Source organism: Prevotella dentalis DSM 3688, from assembly GCF_000242335.1.
In the GTDB taxonomy this organism is placed as follows: Bacteria; Bacteroidota; Bacteroidia; order Bacteroidales; family Bacteroidaceae; genus Prevotella; species Prevotella seregens.
The window spans coordinates 1,562,848-1,577,339 of record NC_019960.1; the positions used below are offsets into that span (position 1 = coordinate 1,562,848).

9 protein-coding genes are annotated in these 14,492 nt (G+C 57.1%); 4 read left to right on the forward strand and 5 right to left on the reverse strand.

Annotated elements, in window-relative coordinates:
- Positions 1 to 29: 29 nt before the first annotated feature.
- Both PREDE_RS06190 and PREDE_RS06195 read right to left on the reverse strand, forming a co-directional pair.
- Positions 30 to 1,757: a RagB/SusD family nutrient uptake outer membrane protein gene (locus PREDE_RS06190; RefSeq protein ID WP_005845115.1), complete on the reverse strand. Its 1,728-nt coding sequence runs from the start codon at positions 1,755 to 1,757 to the stop codon at positions 30 to 32.
- Positions 1,758 to 1,805: 48 nt separating this feature from the next.
- Positions 1,806 to 5,006, reverse strand: a complete 3,201-nt coding sequence (locus tag PREDE_RS06195; protein ID WP_005845116.1) for a SusC/RagA family TonB-linked outer membrane protein — start codon at positions 5,004 to 5,006, stop codon at positions 1,806 to 1,808.
- Between the two features lie 170 nt (positions 5,007 to 5,176).
- On the opposite strand from PREDE_RS06195, the gene PREDE_RS06200 reads away from it, so the two are divergent.
- Positions 5,177 to 9,292 (forward strand): two-component regulator propeller domain-containing protein, encoded by a 4,116-nt coding sequence (locus PREDE_RS06200; protein WP_235777486.1) that lies wholly within the window; start codon positions 5,177 to 5,179, stop codon positions 9,290 to 9,292.
- Positions 9,293 to 9,316: 24 nt separating this feature from the next.
- On the forward strand, positions 9,317 to 10,531 hold the full coding sequence (locus PREDE_RS06205) for a DUF4861 family protein (RefSeq protein WP_005845118.1): 1,215 nt from the start codon (positions 9,317 to 9,319) through the stop codon (positions 10,529 to 10,531).
- Positions 10,532 to 10,588: 57 nt separating this feature from the next.
- Here the strand turns inward: PREDE_RS06205 and PREDE_RS06210 are convergent, their stop codons facing one another.
- The 3 genes from PREDE_RS06210 to PREDE_RS06220 all read right to left on the reverse strand — a co-directional run bounded on the left by PREDE_RS06210 (position 10,589) and on the right by PREDE_RS06220 (position 12,444).
- A complete protein-coding gene (locus tag PREDE_RS06210; protein ID WP_005845119.1) occupies positions 10,589 to 10,879 on the reverse strand; it encodes a type II toxin-antitoxin system YafQ family toxin in 291 nt (96 codons plus the stop codon).
- Positions 10,879 to 11,094, reverse strand: coding sequence for a hypothetical protein (locus PREDE_RS06215; protein WP_027953111.1), 216 nt, complete (start codon positions 11,092 to 11,094; stop codon positions 10,879 to 10,881). The genes PREDE_RS06210 and PREDE_RS06215 overlap by 1 nt, the downstream gene beginning before the upstream one ends.
- Before the next feature lie 108 nt (positions 11,095 to 11,202).
- Positions 11,203 to 12,444, reverse strand: a complete 1,242-nt coding sequence (locus tag PREDE_RS06220; protein ID WP_005845123.1) for a BaiN/RdsA family NAD(P)/FAD-dependent oxidoreductase — start codon at positions 12,442 to 12,444, stop codon at positions 11,203 to 11,205.
- A gap of 157 nt (positions 12,445 to 12,601) precedes the next feature.
- Between PREDE_RS06220 and PREDE_RS06225 the strand changes: the two genes are divergently transcribed.
- On the forward strand, positions 12,602 to 13,021 hold the full coding sequence (locus PREDE_RS06225; protein WP_005845125.1) for a hypothetical protein: 420 nt from the start codon (positions 12,602 to 12,604) through the stop codon (positions 13,019 to 13,021).
- A 15-nt stretch (positions 13,022 to 13,036) separates the two neighbouring features.
- Complete coding sequence (locus PREDE_RS06230) at positions 13,037 to 14,401, forward strand: MATE family efflux transporter (protein WP_005845126.1); 1,365 nt, start codon at positions 13,037 to 13,039, stop codon at positions 14,399 to 14,401.
- Positions 14,402 to 14,492 lie beyond the last annotated feature (91 nt).

Sequence of the window (14,492 nt, forward strand, 5' to 3'; positions counted from 1 at the left end):
ATGGTCATTGGTTATGGGCTGACCAGAGTTTACCAGCCCGGATTATTCTTGGTGATGCTCTTGTTCACAGCAATTTCGTTTGCTGGAATAGGGAAATAATTGTAAGTGTCCGACACCTGAAAATAGGTATAGACATTAGATGGCCCAAGTTTCCAGCTGGTACCGGCCTGGGCGCGTGGTGCCAGCTCATTCATACGTTCCTTAAACTCACCCCAGCGAATGAGGTCGAAGTGCCGGATCATCTCGAAACAGAGTTCCATGGCGCGCTCGTCTTTCACTGCCTGCCGGAAAGCTGCTTTGTCGAGCCCCGACAGTTCTGCTATTCCAGCACGGCGGCGCACGGCATTGATACATTGATAAGCCAGAGAGGTGGGCACATCGTGGGTCTCGTTCTCGCACTCGGCTACCATGAGCAGCACATCGGCATAGCGCAAAATCGGGAAATTGATAGCCGTGAAGTTCTTGCTTTTCTTGTCGGCCTCATACTCTCGGCGGTACTTGCCACAGCTCAATCCCTTGTCATCATCGGTCTTTTCTTTCTCGCGGTCGCCTTTTTTGTCCTTGGGAGTAGTGAGCCCATACTGATAAGACTCGTCCCAATATTGCTGCTGCACCTCGGCGAGCTTGCCTTTCTCAAAGACACGACCGTCCACGCCCTTGCCGGCTACAGACTGTGTATAGGTGAAAGGAGCGATGTTCCAGTTCATACGATTGATGTCGGCATTCTTCTCATAGAGCTCATAGAGTTTGGGGGTGCTCCAAAAGAAAGAGTAGCCATAGCCTGGATCAGCCTGTCCAGTAAGTGTCGTAGACGAAAGGTCGGGGCCCTGAATACCTATAATGTTGCCCACGCGCCCCTCATTGCGGGTGTCGGTGGTATAGTTGCCGGCAAACTCTGCCTCCCAGATGCTCTCGTTGCCCTTGCTGTTATACTGGCTCTTGCAAAGGTCGATGAAGTAATCCCAATAGTGTGTGGCCAGACCGTGGTTCTCTCCCATGACCTTCTGTGCATACTCGCCAGCCTGCCGGAAATATTTCAGAATCTCACTGTTGTCGGCAGACTTTCCGTCACGATAATGCTCTCCGGCGCGAAACATTAGCACACGCGCCAATATTCCCCAAGCTGCCGATTTCGACACACGGCCCGGACGATAGTTCAGCGTAGAGGCCGAGAGCAGATCATTTGCGCTTTCTTCCATCTCCTTGACGATAAAGTCATAGATGGTTTCCTTGTCGGTACGTGGAATGCTCAGCCCTTTCACGGTCTTGGTGGACGACGTGGTAAAAGGCACATCGCCCCATCCTTGCACGAGATTGAAATAATAGAACGCTCGCAGAAAGCGGGCCTCAGCCGTCCATTGCTTCTTGTTGGCAGTGCCAATATCAGAGATGTGATCTATATTTTCAAGCAGCATGTTGGCACGGTTGATGCCGGAGTAGAGACTGTACCAATATCCTGTGACAGCCGGATCGCTGGTGGTGGCGTTATTACAGCAGAGTCCACGGTCGGCGGGCGAACGCCCCTGACCCCCATAGAACTCCAAATCGTCGCCTCCAGTGAGATAAAAATAGTCTGCTCCATAGAACGAAGACTGGGTGAGAATGGCATATACGCCATTAAGTGCCGACTCGGCATCGCTCTCTGTTGTATAGTAGCTTCCAGTAGTGACCATGGTGGGAGCCTTGTCCAGGAAGTTGCAGCCAGCCACGAGCAGGGTCATGGCCACGGCGGGTATGATAGCTTTTGTCGTTTTCATTTTGCTGTTGCTTTGTTGTCAATATCCGTATTGTTTATCCCATTCTGCTTAGAACCCCAGGTTCACGCCGAAGCTAAAACTGCGTGAGCGCGGATAGGCTGAGAAGTCGAGCCCCGGGGTGAGTGCACCGTCACGGATAGACACTTCCGGATCGTAGCCGCTATAGTTGCTGATGGTAAAGAGATTCTGGGCAGCCACATAGAAACGTACCTTGTCGATACCGGCCTTACGAAGCATACGGGCCGGGAGGGAGTAGCCCAAAGTGATGGTCTTCAACCGAAGAAACGAACCATCCTCTATGACACGAGAGGAAAATACGCGGTTGGAAGCCGAGCTCGTGGCACGTGGGATATTGCTTGTCGGGTTCTCGGGAGTCCAGCGATTGGCATAACTGGCAAACTGGTTGAGCTCACGCGAGATATTGTTGGAACTTTCAAAGATCAGACGGTTGGCATTGAGTACATCGTTGCCGTAGGACCATTGGAAGAAGATGCTCAGATCCACGTTCTTATAGCGCAGGTCATTGGTGAAACCGCCTGTGTGGATAGGCAGACCGCGACCTATCATGGTTTTGTCGTTGTCGTCGATTATGCCGTCACCATTCAGATCCTTATACTTGGGCATACCTGGCTGCGTGTTGTTTTCTGATGCAAAATGAGGCACGTTGCTCTTGAGGGTGTACGAGTCGCCCACCTTGTTAAAGTCGTCATACTTGTATGTTCCTTCGTAAAGATAGCCATACATCATGCCCATCGGATAGCCCTTCTTGGCTATATACGATGGCTGGGAGTTATACTTCTGATCAAAGTAGGCCGTGGAGAGCATGGCGGTTTGATCCTCGGAGAGCTCCATCACCTTATTCTTATTCATGGCAATATTGAAGTTGGAACGCCACTCAAAGGTCTTGCTTTTCACATTCAACGTATTGATCGTAATCTCCAAACCCTGGTTGCGCACCTTGCCCACATTCTTCATCGCGCTGATAAAGCCCGACGACATCGGGAGCGTGGACATCAGAAGAAGGTCGCGTGTCACCTTATGATAGAGGTCTACCGTGAGATTGACGCGCTCGTTGAGGAAGCCCAAATCGAATCCCAGGTTCCACTGTTCGGTCGTCTCCCACTTCAGGTCTTTGTTGGGCACAGAAGTAGGAACCATACCCACGCGGGTTAGGCTTCCATCAAGAGGGAAGACACCCGAAGGGATGGAACCGGAAGAAACATAGTCTCCACGACGCTCCTTGAGCATTTCCATGAGTCCGTACGTGTCGTACTCGCCCACACGGTTGTTTCCTGTGAGACCCCACGAAAGGCGCACCTTGCCATTGCTGAGCCAGCTCTTGGCAGGTTTCATGAATCTTTCCTCCGTAAAATTCCAGGCTACGGAACCGGAGGGGAAGTAACCAAAGCGGTTCTTGCCGCTGAACTTGGAGCTGCCGTCGGCGCGGAATGTGGCCGTGGCATAGTACTTGGACCTGAAATTATAGTTGAAGCGGCCGAAGAACGACATCATGGACCAAGATGACTGCCCCGACTTGGTCGTGCTGGGCTGTCCGTTGCTCATGCCTGCCATGCCAAGACTCTCGTTGGGAATCTGAATGGTGCTGAATGAGTCGTCGATAAAGTCCGAGTTCTGGAGCGAGAAGCCCAGGAGGGCATTGAAGTAGTGGCGGCGCTTGACATTGGCCTGATAGGTCAGCGTGTTCTCGTTGAGCCACGTCATGCGCTCCGAATGGTAACGCTGGGCGTTCACCTTGTCATTGGACTTTGGACCGCCGTAGCGGGTCTTGGAATTGTTGAACGTATCATAGCGGCGGTTTTCGGTCGTATAGCCCCCCGAAACTTTCAGCCGCAGCCCTTTCATGAACTCATACTGCACATAGCCGTTGAACTGGATGTAGGTAGAGTAACGCTTGCGATACTCGTTGTTCAGCGACATGATGGGATTGAAGCGGTAGTCATTGTTCCAGTTCACATCCTCGTCATAACCATTATCCACCAGTGTTTTCAGGGGGATGCCGGGATAGGTCACAGGCCGATAGCCCCAGACGGAATAGAAAAGATTGTTCATCCCGCTGTAGCTCTGCTGAGAGGGAGACGCGCCTGTCTGCACCATCCGTGAATAGTTGACGTTGGCATATACTTTCCACTTCTTCTGATTCACAGTAATGCCCAGGCGGCCTTGGAGTCTCTCGAAGTTGGAATTAAGCACCACACCGTCCTGGTCATAATAGGAGAGCGAGCTATTGTACCTCACGGTCTTGCTGCCGCCGTTCATGCTTACATTATGATTCTGCACGGCTGCTGTACGGAAGATCATGTCCTGCCAGTCGTACTGCGGACAATTCCTGTAATCGTCCAGCGTGTACGTCTTGCCCTGGTCCTCCCGCATGTAGGTGCTCGACATGATCGAGGGATAAATCTCTTGCTGCAGCTTCACAAATTCATAAGCGTCCATCATTTCCATCTTCTTGGACACGTTCTGGAAGCCCACGCTTCCATCATACGTCACCTTGGGCTTTCCCTCCGAACCGCTCTTCGTTGTGATGATGACCACACCGTTTGCTCCGCGTGCACCATAGATGGCAGTGGCCGAAGCGTCTTTCAGAATATCAATGGAGGCAATATCCGATGGATTGACGCTACTGCCCACCGAGGGATCCTCTATCGGGAATCCGTCGATCACGTAGAGCGGCGTATTGTCTTGTGTCAGCGAGTTGTTTCCACGAATGACGATGTTCGTCTGTGTTCCGGGCATGCCCTCGCCCGAGTTGACGTTCACACCGGCAATGCGGCCGCCAAGCGTTTCGGTAAACGAACCTATGGGTGTACTCAGCAGGTCGTTCATGTTGGCCTTGGACACCGATCCGGTGAGGTCGCGCTTGCGCACTTCTTGATAACCCACAACGACCACTTCGTCCAAAAGTTTGTCATCTTCCGACATCTTCACGTTCATCGGCTTGCCGGTAACAACTTTCTGCTCAAGATTGGAGTAGCCCAAGAAAGAGAACACCAACACCGAGTTCCTGCTGGGCACAGAGAGCCTGAACGCACCGTCCAGGTCGGTCACCGTACCGACAGTGGCAGAGCCTTTCACTTTGATGCTCACGCCGGGCATGGGCTCGTCGTTGGCATCTTTCACCACACCACTGACGTTCACCTGTGCCAGCGCGGGGACAAAAGATACGCATGCCATCATGACTATCATCATCAGGATGCGGATGCTAATCGCTTTCTTCAGTTTTTGCATGGCTGGATTTACAATAAGTTAGAGATTGTTTACGATTGCCACAAAGGTACGCACTCTATAAAATACGAGGGGCTAATTCTGTTCAAAATATGTCCAAAAACGTACAAAAGTACCGTATTCGTGTGGCCTTTCACCATATTTTTTATAATTTTGCGAGTATCGAATCCTATATGACACCCATCAGATATCTACACCTTATTATATTGTGGCTCCTCCTTGGCATGGAGAGCCATGCCGGTGCAGCTCCCGGCATCTCTTTCTCATACCTCACGCCAGAGGGCGGACTTTCGCAGATCACCGTGAACAGTCTCTATATGGACGAGAACGACGAGCTCTGGATTGCAACCCGCGAGGGGCTGAATCACTTCAATGGCAACCGTATCTCTGTTTTCAAGAAAGAGAAAGACCATCCCTACAGCCTCCCGTCCAACAGCATTGAACGCATCACTGGCGACGGCCGCGGACGGCTCTTCCTGCTCTGCACAGAGGGGGTGGCGTGTATGAACCTGCGTACACGCCGTTTCCGCACCATAGTCTCCGATGATGTCAGTGCCATCGCATTCCACAAAAATCTATATGTGGCCGTAGGCAACAGAATCTACCGGTTCGACGACAGCCTTGCCAAACGCACCCTGTGCCGCATGCTGGACAAAGGACGCACAGCCACCGACCTCTTTTTCGACAGCCGGGGGCGAATGTGGGTAGGCACAGATGCCGGAGCCCTCGTGTTCCCACCCCACGTGAGTGCGGTACGCCCCACCCCACCCTTGCACCGCATAGGGCAGGGGCGCGTGACTTCGTTTTTCGAGGATTCCCACCGGGGCGTATGGATAGGAACATGGGAAGAGGGCTACTACCATGTGGGGCCGCAGGGACGCGTGCACAATTCGAGAAGCCCCGGAAGCAGCATTCCCTCCAACTTTGTACGCACTTTCTGCGAGGACCACCAAGGCAACATCTGGATAGGCACATTCCGAGGCCTGAGCGTTTACAACCCACAGACACGACAGACACGCGTGCTCACGGCCGACGGCAAGGAGGGAAACCTAAGCAATGCCTCGGTATGGTCTTTGGTATGCGACCGCCAAGGCACCGTTTGGGTGGGTACTTACTTCGGCGGCGTCAACTATTTCAATGCCGGCTACAACATTTACCAGCTCTACCGCACGTCGGACGAAAGCACCAAAGGGCTCTCCAGCCCCATCGTGGGCCGCATGACTGAAGACGACGAGGGGCATCTCTGGATATGCACCGAGGGCGGCGGCCTGGACATGCTCGACCACCAGACAGGACGCTTCCAATGGTTCCGCTTCGGAGAATCCGGACTCTCACAGAACAATCTCAAGGCTCTGTGGTATGACCGCCGGCGCAAGTGCCTGTGGATAGGCACCCATCTGGGTGGCCTCGACCGCATGGACATCCACACCCACCGGGTCACCGTGTTTCGTCACCGGCCGGGCGACCCGTCGTCACTGCCCTCCGACATCGTGCGCGACATCCGCCCGTGGGGCCACCGGCTCGTCCTGGCAACACAACAGGGAGTATGCCTTTTCGATCCCCACACGGGCTCCTGCCGCCGGCTTTTTGCCGACACACGGCTCGGGCGGCTCATCCAGCTTGTCTCCAGCGTGGCCGTCGACGGCAAAGGCCAGCTGTGGATAGGCACCGAGCGGGCCGGCGTGTTCTGCTTCTCGCCCAGGCACAAGCGGCTCATTTGCTACCGTCACCATCCGTCCGACCGGCGGACGCTGAGTAACAACCACGTGAACAACATTTACGTTGACCCACGCGGACGCATCTGGGTGTCTACGGCAGGGGGCGGACTCGACCTGTGGCATGCGCAGGAATCCCGTTTCGAGAACTTCGATGCCCAGAATGCCCACCTTGCCAGCAACTGTGTCTATGGCGTGCATGCCTCGACACTCAATGCCCGCAACCTGCTGCTCATCACCAACGAGGGCTTCAGCGTGCTCGACATCCACGCACGCACCTGCCGCAACTACGGACGCGTCAACGGCTTCCCACTGGCCACCATCAACGAGAACGGGCTTTACGTGGGGCCGCAGGGCACGGTATGGCTCGGCGGCGTTCAGGGCATGCTCTCGTTCTCTGAGAAAGCGCTCCACAAGCCCATAGCCCCTTACAGACTCAAGTTTGCCAATCTCTATCTGGACGGGAAGCCTGTGCAGCCACTCGACAGCACCGGCATACTGGATGCCACCCTGGAGTTTACCAAGACACTGAAACTCAGCAGCGACCAGTCTTCCTTTGCCATCGAGATAGCCACCTCCAACTATCTCAAGAGCAATCACGACGAATTGCAATACCGCCTTGTCGGCTCATCGGCCAAGTGGACGGCGGTGCAGCTCGGCCAGACCCTGCTCAACTTCAACCTCAAACCCGGCCATTACACCTTGGAACTGCGCTCGCTGCGCCCCGACATTCCCGAATCCCAGCTCAACATTCAGGTATTGCCGCCATGGTATGCCTCGTGGTGGGCCAAGCTGATATGGACGCTCCTGCTCATCAGTGCCATTGTCTATATGGCCAGGGAGTACCGCGAGCGCGTCAAACTGAACGCCTCGCTGAGCTATGAACGGCAGCATGCCCGGGACATCGTGGCCATGAACGAGTCCAAGCTGCGCTTCTTCACCAACATTTCCCACGAGATACGCACCCCGCTCACGCTCATCATCGGCTACAGCGAGATGCTGCTCGGCTCCCGCAATTTCCCGCCGGAGGTCTACGCCCGTCTGCTCGACATCTATAAGGGAAGCATCCAGCTGCGCTCGCTCATTTCCGAGATGATCGACTTCCGCAAGCAGGAACAGGGCAAGATGCAGGTGCACCTCAAGACGGCCAACTTCACCTCGTTTGTCAACGAGACATTCCTGCTCTTCAGGGAGTATGCGCAGAGCAAAGGCATCTCCATGTACTTCGAGCACGACGAGGCGGACATCTTCTGTGCCTTTGATGCCACACAGATGCAGAAAGTCCTCAACAACCTCATGGCCAACGCCCTGAAGCACACCCCGCAGGGGGGGACGGTGACCGTGGGTCTGCACTGCCATGTGCCCGACAAGCCTCTCGACGGCAAGCCTGCGGCGACCCTGACCGTGGCCGACACCGGCGAGGGCATACCGGCCAAAGACATCGACCGGATATTCGACCGCTTCTATCAGGCCGATCGCTCAGACTCCATCTCCTCGGGACTTGGTACAGGCATCGGCTTGGCACTGACCAAAGGCATCGTGGAACTGCACCAAGGCACAATAAGGGTGGAAAGCGAGGAGGGCAAGGGCTCCCGCTTCATCGTCACGCTGGCGGCCGAAGACGCTCCTCACGCTGCCGGCGGCCCCGTTGCGACGCATCCCGACAGAGGAGCCGCCGCCCAATGGAAACCCGCCCCGGCCCTGCCCAACAACAGCAGGACGGCCGGTGAGGCCCCACTTGCCGACGGCAAGGAACAACGCCCCGCCATCCTCATCGTGGAAGACAATGACGACCTGCGCAGCATGCTGGCCCGGGTCTTCGCTCCATTCTACCGTATCACCACAGCCATCGACGGCGTGGAGGCACTCGACGACCTGCACAGCGCAGAGGCCGACATCGTAATAACCGACGTGCTCATGCCGCGCATGACAGGCATAGAGCTGTGCCGAGCCATCAAGGCCGACTTCAGCATCTGCCACATCCCCGTGGTGCTACTCACGGCCCAAACGGCCACCGAGCAGGCACTGGAGGGCCTACGCACGGGAGCCGACGACTATATCACCAAACCTTTCAACACCGACATTCTCATCTCGCGCTGCAACAATCTTGTCAATACCCGCCGCATGCTGCAGCGCAAATTCAGCGAACACCCGCACACACAGGCCGACCTGCTGGCCACCAACCCTCTGGACAAGCAACTTGTGGACAAGGCCATGCGGGTGATCGACGACCACATCACCGACTCCGACTTCAATGTCGACGTCTTTGCACAGGAGGTGGGGCTCTCGCGCACATCGCTCTTCACCAAGTGGAAGAGCCTGACGGGCCAGACTCCCAAGAGTTTTCTGCTCAACATGAGGCTCCGCAAGGCAGCCGCCATGCTGCACAGCGAGCAGGGCAAGAGCGTGGAAGCCGTGGCGCTGGACTGCGGATTCAGCACGGGGCGATACTTCTGCAAGTGTTTCAAGGAGTATTACAAAGTGTCGCCATCGGCTTACCGCAAGGGCCATCAGCCCAAAGCCGGGAACAGCCCGTCGCCGGAAGCCACCGGCAGCCGGGAAAACCATTCATGAAACAACACTAACAAAAACCTATTTATGAAAAGAATGCTTTTGCTCTCCCTCTGTCTGGCCTTGGCCATGGCGGCAAACGCCCGGGACGTAACCCTGCGTTTCACCTCCCCGTCTTCCGATCAGCGCGAAGAGGTGGTCGAACTTGATGCCGCCGCCCTGCGGCAGAAGATGGGAACTGACGGGAAGACCCGGCTGCGCGTGCTGAATGCTTTCGGGCAGGATGCGCCCTGCCAGCTGACCCACGACGGCAAGTTTCTGGTCTACGTGTCAGTGAGACCCGGCACCACCACCTCGCTCACCGTCAAGGAGGGCAGCCCCACGGCACCCGTATCCGCATGGGTGGGCGGCAACTACTTCCCCAACCGCGCGGAAGACATCGCATGGGAGAACGACCGTGGGGCATACCGCGTCTACGGGCCTTCGCTGCAACGGGCGGGCGAGAAAGCCTACGGCATTGACGTGTGGACCAAATGCGTGCCCACCCCCATACTGGAACACCGATACCTCATGGACCGATTCGGCTTCGATTACCGCAACGAATGCAAGAAGATAGACGGGACGCAGCACCTTGCCGACTCGATCTACCGCCTTGCCTCATTCCATCTTGACCACGGCGACGGCCTCGATGCCTATGCCGTGGGGCCGTCTCTGGGCTGCGGTGCACCGGCCCTGGTGCAGGACGACAGGTTGCTCTTCCCTTATTGTTACCGCCGGTACCGCATTCTCGACAATGGTCCTCTGCGCTTCACGCTGGAGCTGACATTTGAGCCGAAGACCGTGGGCGGCGATGTGGGCGTTACCGAACACCGCGTGATTTCGCTCGACCGCGGGTCCAACTTCAACCGCTGCGAGCTGTGGTACGAGAGGCTCACGCAGCCCATGCCGCTCGCCGCCGGAGTGGTGGTGCACACGGCTGACACGCAGTCGCTCACGCTCACGCCGCATGCCGTGCTCTATGCCGACCCCACCGACCGCCCCGACAAGCTGGGGTGCCGGGTCTACGTGGGTGTGCTCTTCCCCGACACTGCCGTGAAGACGCGGCTGATGGCATCGCACGAGGCCGACGACATTGCGGGCAATGCCGTGGGCATCGCCACCTACCGGCCGCAGTCCCGATTTGTCTATTACTTCGGGTCGGCATGGAGTTCTGCCGATGTGCGCACGTTCGCAGCATGGCAGCTGCGTGCACAGGAGACGCTCGAAGCCATCACCCAGCCCCTGCGCTGCACCATGGAGTGAACGCGGGGAGCCAGGGGACTGTTATTAAAAAAACATCAAATGATTGCTCATTTGATGTTATCTTTTTGTTTTGCCAAACAAATCAGCATGTGTTCCTGTATTCAGCATGAGTAAGGTCAGCTCTGTATCGTTTTGTTCCCATATCAACAACCAGTCAGGCTGTATGTGGCATTCCCACTGCCCACCCCTATTACCATGAAGCAAGTGAGGTTTGAAACCGGCAGACACTTTACCTTTGGCAACAAGCTCATTGATAACCTCCTTGAGTTTGTCCATGGGCAGTCCGCGTTTCTTGCACCGTTTGAGGTCTTTCTCAAACTGGTGCGTGGTCAAGAGTCTATATGCCATCAGATATTCAATTTGGCAAACAGCTCATCTGCATTGGCATATTCCTTGATACGGCCATGCTCCTTGTCGTCAAGCGCCTGTTCGTAGGCAGTTTTCTTGGCTGTAGTCTTATGTACCGTCCACCCCATGCGCTTAACAAGTGATTTCAATAATGAACTATCGGCCCTGGGTATTTCCAAGAAAAAGCTGTCCATTGTGGTGTTATTCGTATTCATTGCCATCCTCCCGTTTATTTGTTCATATTGCAAATATAGCCCTTTGTTTTGAGATTTGCAAGAGAATAAAAAGAAAAGGTTACTTGATACCCCTTATTTACAAGCCTGTCAGGGCTTGATGCCAGCCGCCATCTGCCCGGCCACATAGCCCGTGGTCCAGGCAGCCTGCAGATTGAAGCCGCCCGTGATGGCGTCGATGTCGAGCACCTCGCCGGCAAAATACAGGCCAGGGCACACGCGGCTCTGCAGCGTATTGGGGTCGATGCTCTTGAGGCTCACGCCGCCGCAGGTCACAAACTCGTCGCGGTAGCTGCCCTTGCCGGCTATGGTGTACTGGTCGTTCACGAGCATTTCCAGCATGCGGTTGAGCGTTTTCCTCCCCGTCTCGCCCCACGGCTTCGTGGGCTCAAGACCCATTTTGCCTATGAGATAAAGCCAAAGGCGCGACGGCAGCCCGAAAGGCCGCAGCGAACCCAGCTGCTTGCGCGGGTTGGCGGCCACGATTCCGGCCAATGTCTCTTCGACCTCCTGCCGGGCGAGCCGGGCGGTCCAGCATACGGCCAGCGGCGCCCGATAGTCATGTTCGGCCAGCCAGCGGGCCGCATACGACGAGAGTTTCAGGATGGCCGGGCCGCTCGCACCCCAGTGGGTCACAAGCAGGGCACCACGGGCGCGTAGCTTGGTGCCGGGGATGGAGACCTCGACAGGGTCGACCACCGTCCCCATGAGGTCGCGGAAGCTACGGTCACATATATTAAAGGTGAAGAGCGACGGTACGGGCGGCTCCACCCTGTGCCCCATGCGCTCCAGATAGTACAGGCCGCGGGCTTGGGGCGAACCGCCCGTTGTGACGATGGCGCGGTGGAAAACGCGGCGCATGCCGTTCTGGAAGTGCAGCTCCAGACAGCCGTCGGGCATGGGCTGCATGTCAGTGAGGCAGCTGTGGCAGCAGACGGTCACCCCGAGGCGGGCGGCCTGCCGCGTGAGGCAGTCCATGACGGCATGCGCGTCCTGCGCCCGGGGGAAGACGCATTCGTCGGGCTGCGTCACCAGCGGCACCCCGTTTTCCTCAAACCAGCGGCAGGTGTCCTCGTGGTCGAAAGTCTTGAATAGCCGCTTCATCAGCTTGTGCCCACGGGGGTAAGCCTGGCTCAGGTCGGTGATGCCGGCAAAGCTGTTGGTCAGGTTGCAGCGGCCGCCGCCCGTCACTTCGACCTTGGCCAGCACCTTGGCGGCCCGCTCGAAGAGGGTGACGCGGGCCGCGGCATTGGCGCGCCGGGCGGCAATGGCGGCAAAAAATCCGGCTGCACCGCCGCCCACGACGGCGATGTCGGTTGTAGGGTTGCCCATGATTGACGTCTGTTCTAAGTGTTCCTTGCACTCACAACGAGCAACCACGGCGTTTATTTTATCCGGCTACCAAGGAAAATAATCGGAGCAAAGCACTGCGTTTCTCCGATTTCATTGCTACCTTTGCCCCGAAATTCATCACCGACAAACCCTGATTATGCTACAACGCGACTATTTTATCCGGCTCATCGAGGAGTTCATGGCAGCCCTGCAACGCTTTCTCGAGAAAGACGAGGGCCGTCGCACCGACGACGAGCTGCGCGACCTCTACCGCCAATATGTGGGCGATTACGACGACCTGCGCAACCTCACGCCCGAAGAAGCCATAGCCTACGCCCGCGAGCAATGGGAGCCCGACCGACAGCAGGGACGGCTGGAGATGCTGGCCGAACTGTGGTATGCCGAGGGCAACACCAAGCAGCCGCCCCTGCGCCACGTGCTGCTCGAAAAAGCTTACCGCCTGTTCGACTTCCTCGACACCCACGGCTCGGAGTACTCCATCGGCCGCCGACAAAAGATGGACATGATTCTGGGGCAGCTCGGCCACGCCGTGCCGAGCATCATTGCCCACCTCTGAACCCCGCTCCCGACCATGAGCAACACCAACGACATGACCGTGGGCTCGCCCACAAGAGACATTCTGCGCTTTGCCTTGCCCCTGATACTGGGCTACATTCTGCAGCAGTTGTATCTGATTGCAGACGCTGCTATCGTGGGCCGCTGGATAGGCGTGCAGGCCTTGGCCGCCGTGGGCGCGTCGTCGTCGGTGATGTTTCTGGTGATGGGCTTCTGCAACGGCTCGTGCGCGGGCTATGCCATCCCCATCGCCCAAGCGTTCGGAGCCAAGGACTACACCAAGATGCGGGCCTACGTAGCCAACGCGTTGCGCATCGCAGCAGTGCAGTCTGTGGTCATCACGCTGCTCACCTGCGCCCTGTGCAGCCGGATTCTGGCACTGGTCAACACGCCTGCCGACATCATGGCCGACGCTTGGATCTTCCTCTTCCTACAGTTCGTGGCCATCCCCTTCACCATGGCCTACAACCTGCAGGCCGGCTTCATCCGCGCCCTGGGCAACTCCCGCCAGCCGTTCTTCTTCCTCATTTTTTCGTCGCTGCTCAACATCCTGCTCGACGTGGCACTCATTCTGGGCCTCGGGCTGGGCGTGCCGGGGGCCGGCGTGGCCACGCTGCTGTCACAGGGTTTCTCGGCCCTGCTCTGCTGGATCTACATCCGGCGCAGCCTGCAAATGCTGCTGCCCCGGGGCGAGGAGCGGCGTTTCGACAACAAGAAAATCAGCATCCTGCTCAACAACGGCGTGCCCATGGGACTGCAATTCAGCATCACCGGCATCGGCATCATGATGTTGCAGAGCGCCAACAACGCCCTGGGCACGGTCTACGTGGCCTCGTTCACGGCGGCCATGCGCATCAAATACCTCTTCACCTGCGTGTTCGAGAACATCGGCGTGGCCATGGCCACCTACTGCGGACAGAACATCGGGGCCCACGCCCTGCCGCGCATCAGGCTGGGCGTGCGGTCGGCCATCCGCATCATGCTGGGCTATTTCGTGCTCACCGTGCTGGTCATCTATCCCTTTGCCGACGAGATGATGATGCTTTTTGTCGATGGCGGCGAGCAGACTGTCATCGACAACGCGGCCCTCTTCATGCGCGTGGCCAACTATTTCTACCCTGCCCTGGGGCTGCTCACCATCCTGCGCTACAGCATTCAGGGGCTGGGCTACAGCAATCTGTCCATGCTCTCGGGCGTGATGGAGATGCTGGCGCGCTGCGGCGTGAGCCTCTGGCTGGTGCCGGCACTGGCCTTTACGGGCGTGTGCCTGGGCGACCCGGTGGCCTGGGTGGCCGCCGACGCGTTCCTCATGCCGGCCTTTTGGCTGCTCTACCGCCACCTGAGCCGCCGGCAGGAGGCCGCCGCCGTGGCCCAGCCGTAACGCAACCGTAACGCAACCGTAGGCAAACTGCCACACAGCCGTCGCCCAACCATCACGATGCAAAACTTTGAATTTTGAATTCTGAATTTTG